A 5,411-nucleotide genomic window follows, 5' to 3' on the forward strand; every position below is an offset into this window, starting at 1 on the left:
CCCCCACCCCCGCCCCCGTTCCAGCCGGGCCGCGCGGCGTGCCGGTAGCGGGGAGCGCCGCGAGTCCCGCCGCGGGAAGCGGGAGCGCGGCCGCGCGGGGTGGTGCGGCCGGAGGTGGGAACGCGGCGGCCGCCGGAGGTACGGCGGCGTTCGGGGGTGCGGGCCGGCGCCCGCCCGCCCTCGTGCTGGCCGCGGCGGGACTCGCCGTCGCCCTCGTCTCCGGAGGCGTCACGTACGTGGTCACGCCACGGCCGGTCGCCCTACCGGAAGCGGCGCAGTCCCCCTCACCCGTCACCTCCACGCGTTCCGGCGCCACGAGTCCCGGCGCCACGAGTCCCGGCGCCACGGCCACCGCGTCTCCTGTGACCTCCGCGTCTCCCGTGGCGTCGGCCGGCTCGCCGGCGTCCGGAACCGGGCTGCCGAGCGGCGGTTCGGTGCACGAGCTGCCGGGCGACCCGGCCCGCCTGATGGCGTACCAGGTGAGCGGGGACGGCAAGACGAGCACCGCCTACGCGCGCACCCCGGACGGCTCCGGCTTCGCGCCCGCCGGAGGCGACGGCGTGACGGCGATGGTCTCCCCCGACGGCCGCTGGCTGGCCACGATGAACCCGCTCTACTTCGTGGAGTCCGAGCGGCAGGTCATCACCTTCACCGACCGGCGTACCGGCGAGCGGTTCGGGGTCGCGACGCTCGGCTCGCCGTACTTCACGCAGGGGCAGACCTGGTCACGGGACGGCAGTCGCCTCCTGCTCACCGTGTTCGACCGGTCCGGAGGCGTCAAGGCGATCCACGCCAAGGGCTTCCTCATCGTCGATCCCGTGGTGAGAAGCGCGAGGTTCGTCCAGACGGCGAACGAGACGGACGTGCGGGCATACCTCGCGCTCCCGGAGTCCAGCCGCTCCATCGGGTTCTTCCGCTGGACGCCGGACGGAACCGAGGTCGCCGCGCTCTACGTGACCCCCGAGGAACGGCTCGGCACGCGCTTCTGGGACCTGTCCGGGCGGGCGGTCCGCAGCATGCACTGGGTCGGGTACCCGGTCGGCGTGGACGATCCGTTCTCCCCGTCCGGCAGGACGTTCGTCACCACCGGCTGCGAGAGCTCCTACGCCGTCTGCGTGTGGGACGCCGTGACGGGCGTGCGGAGGGCGACCGTACCCGGCGACGGCGACCTGACCACGCTGGGCTGGTTCGACGACGACCACCTCGTCATGGGGCGGTGGTCCGGCAAGAACCTGTACACGGCGGGCGTGGTCGACCTGCGGGGCAAGGAGGTGCGGGCGCTCGTGGAGCTGAAAGCGGCCAGGGGCGCCGCCGTCCAGCTCTGGTTCGGCCGTAGCTGACCGCCATGCCCGTCCCCTCCCCTCCGCGGCCGGGCGACCCCGCCGACATCGACGGACACCGGATTCTGGGCAGGCTCGGCTCCGGCGGCCAGGGCGTCGTCTACCTGGCCGAGACCGGGACCGGCGACCGGGTGGCCGTCAAGGTCCTGCACGCCGCCACCGACGCCGAGTCGCGGGCCAGGTTCCACCGGGAGGCGGAGGTGCTGCCGCACGTCGCCTCCTTCTGCACCGCCCAGGTCCTGCGCGTCGGCGTGTCCGGCTCGGTGCCGTACATCGTCAGCGAGTACGTCGACGGGCCGACGTTGCAGCAGGCCGTGCTCGAACGTGGGCCGCTGGGCGGGCGTGAGCTGCACCGGGTCGCGGTGGGAACGGTCACCGCACTGGCCGCCATCCACCGGGCGGGCGTGGTGCACCGCGATTTCAAACCGGCCAACGTCCTGCTGAGCCGGGACGGCCCCCGGGTGATCGATTTCGGCATCGCGCACGCGATCGGCGGTGACGCCACGGGTGAGGGGGTGCTCGGCACCCCGGCGTTCATGGCGCCGGAGCATCTGCGGGACGCGCCGAAGGGGCCCGCGTCGGACATGTTCGCCTGGGCCTCGGTGATGCTCTACGCGGCCTCGGGCCTCCCTCCGTTCGGTGCCGACACCGTGCCGGCGATCATGCGCAGGATCCTCACCGAGGACCCCGACCTCGGCCCACTCGACGGGGAGCTGCGCGCGGTGGTCGCCGAGTGCCTGGCCAAGGACCCCGCCGACCGGCCTCCCGCCAGCCAGGTGCTGCTCCGTCTGCTCGGCCGTCCGCGCCCGCGTACTGAGGACGCACCCGTGCCCACGGACGGGGACGGGGACGGGGACGGGGACGCGAGCGGAGGCGGCAGCGCGAGCGGAGGCGGCAGCGCGGACGGGGTCGGCGGCGCCCGCCGGACGCGGCCCAGGGGACGCGGCTGGGCGCGGGCCGCGGCCGCCGCGGGCACGGCCGTCGTGCTCACCTCCGCCGTGACCGCGTACCTGATGACCCGGCCGGAGCCGGACACGGCGACCGGCCGGACCACCTCGCCGTCGGCGTCCGCGTCGCCCCTTGTGTCGCCTTCTGCGTCCCCTCGGGTCAGCGGCCCGCCCGCGCCCGCCGGTGTCCCAGTACGCGTGCCCGAGTTGGCGGCGACGTTCCACGAGGATCCGTCCGATCCGATCCGGCTCACCTCGTTCGTCGTGAGAAGGAACGACCTGGAGGTGTATCCGGCGTACGTGCGCCTGCCGGGCGGCGCGGAGTTCAGGTCGCTCACCCACTATCGCGATCCGGTCGTCTCGCCCGACGGCCGGACCGTCGCGGCGGTCTACTGGCAGCCCAAGGAGGTGCCGGACGACGCCAACACGGTCTGGTTCACGGACCGGGCCACCGGCGGCGAGTTCGCCGTCCGCACGGTGGACAAGCCGCTGCTGGTCAAAGCGTCGGTGTGGTCTCCGGACGGCACCCGAGTGCTCGTGACCGTCCACCAGGACAGGCGCACCGTGGGATTCGTCATCGTGAACGTGGCCGCCCGGACGTCGTCGTACGTCCCGGTCGACGATCCCGGCCTGTCCGACTTCCTCTGGAGCCAGGACGGCGCCGCGGTGGTGCACGGGTTCGGCTCGGCCGGAGTCCGGTTCCGTTCCGTTGACGGGCGGGTCCTGCGCACGTTCGAGGACGCCCGCTGGTCGGACGCCGGGCTGTCGCCGTCGGGACGACTGCTCGCCACCCTGTGTCCGGGCAAGGTGGCGAGCGCCTGTGTGCTCGACGCCGTGACGGGCGAGCGGCGCGCCCGGTTCGCCCTTCCCGGCGGCCGTGTCCTGTGGAGCTGGTTCAACGAGGACCACGTCCTGGTCTTCGACCGGAGCGCCGCTCCCTGGAAGACCTGGATCGTGGACCTCACGGGCAGGCCGGTACGGCTCTACGCCGAGTTCGCCGGCTCCGAGGACACCTACTGGCTACTGCACTTCTCCCCGTGACGCATCAGCCCGGTTTCGCCCTCCGACAGCCTCGCCATTCGGGCCGGCCCATCCCCTGACACCCGCCACCCTCGGCCGGTTCATCCGAAGGCGCCTGCCTGTTGCCGTGGCCGAAGTATCGAGACCGGTCCGCCGTCACGAGACCGGTCCACCGGTCAACGGTGCCCGAGCCGGCCGATGGCCTCTCTCCCCCGCCGCATCGACGGTCTCCACCCACCACCTCGGCCGAGCTATCCACCTTTTCACTGACGCGTCAGAGCCGGGCAGCGACCGATGCCCTTGGTGCTCACCCCAGAAAGCAATTCCCTCGAACAGAACATTCAGCAGATTGCTCACATTAAGTGCATGTACGACTACCCAGAGTTGTTTATAGAACGTGTGAGCGATATATTTGCGGTGGGCTTAGCGATCGGAGGGGGAAGGGAGGCGTAATCGGATGGTTGTTTCGGGTGGTGTGCTGCTGTCAGCTCGCGCGGAGGGCTCGGAGGAGTCATGTGGGCTGCCGCCGTCCTCCTTGGGGCGGCGTGCGCATCGGCGGCGCAGGTCGCCGGCCGGGGCCGGTCGTTTCGCTGGTGACGCGTACGGTGCCGTGCTGTTGCTTGACCGTTCTCGTCTTCGCCGGCCGGTTTCGCCCCCGGCCGCTGCCGTCCGGCCCGCTGTCGTCCCGCCTGACGCCGAACAGCTCGACCCCAACCAGGGCCGCCGGGCTGAGCGGTCACAGCCGGTGAAAGAAGCGGGGGAGGCGAGCGGGGACGCGTCAGCCTGGGACGGGATCTGGCAGAACCGCCAAGAGACGCCGGACCCGACCGACGCGCCCCCGGCTGGCGGGGATGACCGCCACACCCCTGGGCGGGGAGACCGGCCCGATCCCGGACTTGCCGGGGCAGCGGTGACGGACCTGCTGCGCCGCGCTGAGGAGATCGCCGCCGACGTTCAGGGGATACCACCAGACACCGAGGCGGCGATGGCGGAGATCGTGGCGCTGGCCCGCGCGATCGATCTGGCCGAAGCCGCGCTGGCCGCCCGGGCTCGGGTGGCCGAGGCCGGGAAAGGCCACCACCTGTTCGGACGGCGCTCGATCGGGGCATGGCTGGCCCGCGCCACCGGATCACGCGCCGCCCGCGCGAACGAACGCCTCACCCTGGCCCGGCAACTACCCCGACTGCCCCAGGTCGCCGCCCGGCTCACCGACGGCAGCCTGACCTTCGGCTACGCCACCACCATCGCCTCCGCCACGCGTCATCTCGACGACGCCGAGACCGGCCTGGCCGAACCGATCCTGCTCACCCTGGCCGACGCCCCCGCCGCCACCGTCGAAGACGTCGCCCGCGCCGGACAGACCATCATCGAGACCATCGACCCCGACGGGCGGCTGGCGCGGGCCGCGGCCAAGACCGAACGCCAGCACCTGACCATCGCCGACACCCTGGACGGGATGGGCCGCATCACCGGCCTGCTGGACCCCGAACTGACGATGCGGCTGAAGACGTGGCTGGAACCCCTCGCGGTCCCAACCGACAGCACCGACACGCGTAGCCACGCCCGCCGGATGGCCGATGCCCTGGCCATCCGCCTATCGGGCGGCGGACGCCGCACCGTCTTGCACGTGCAGGTGACCGAGCAGACCCTCACCGGCGAATCCGACGCTCCCGCCCATCTGGAGGACGGCACCGCCATCCCCGCCGCCGACGCCCGCCGGATGGCCTACACCGCCGAACTACGGCGGGTGCTCCGCGACGCGCGGGGGATCGTCACCGACTTCGGCCGTTCCCGCCGTCTGGCGTCCGCCGACCAGCGCGAGGCGATCATCGCCCGCTACCGGTCCTGCTGCCGTGAGGGCTGTGACGTGCCCGCCTATTTGGCCGAGATCGACCATATCGAGCCGTGGTATCCCAGCGGTCGTACTGATCTGGGTAACCTCGCGCCGTTGTGCGCGCCTGACAACAAGTGGAAGTCCCGTCATCCGGACAAGGTCGAGGTCATCGACCAGCCGGACGGCACGGTGACGATGCGTTTCCACCGCTATCCCAAACACCGCCCCCGCGCCTGGGCCCGCAGACAGTGACCGTGACAGGGACAGGGA

General features: G+C 72.4%; 3 protein-coding genes. All 3 read left to right on the forward strand.

Features of this window, described 5'->3' with window-relative positions:
* The coding region (locus IMZ11_RS41765) for a hypothetical protein (RefSeq protein WP_228649000.1) at nt 1-1,340 on the forward strand (1,340 nt) is incomplete at its 5' end.
* Nucleotides 1,341-1,345: 5 nt separating this feature from the next.
* Entirely contained in the window at nt 1,346-3,328 is a 1,983-nt protein-coding gene (locus tag IMZ11_RS41770; RefSeq protein WP_228649002.1) for a serine/threonine-protein kinase, read from the forward strand.
* 889 nt (nt 3,329-4,217) lie between these two features.
* Nucleotides 4,218-5,393 (forward strand): HNH endonuclease signature motif containing protein, encoded by a 1,176-nt coding sequence (locus tag IMZ11_RS41775; protein WP_228649004.1) that lies wholly within the window; start codon nt 4,218-4,220, stop codon nt 5,391-5,393.
* Nucleotides 5,394-5,411: the final 18 nt, after the last annotated feature.

This window comes from Microtetraspora sp. AC03309, from assembly GCF_020826795.1.
GTDB classification, from domain to species: domain Bacteria; phylum Actinomycetota; class Actinomycetes; order Streptosporangiales; family Streptosporangiaceae; genus Microtetraspora; species Microtetraspora glauca.

What these genes read in the sequence shown, in the direction of transcription:
- IMZ11_RS41770 (WP_228649002.1), top strand. Translation starts at nt 1,346, where the DNA reads ATGCCCGTCCCCTCCCCTCCGCGGCCGGGCGACCCCGCCGACATCGAC.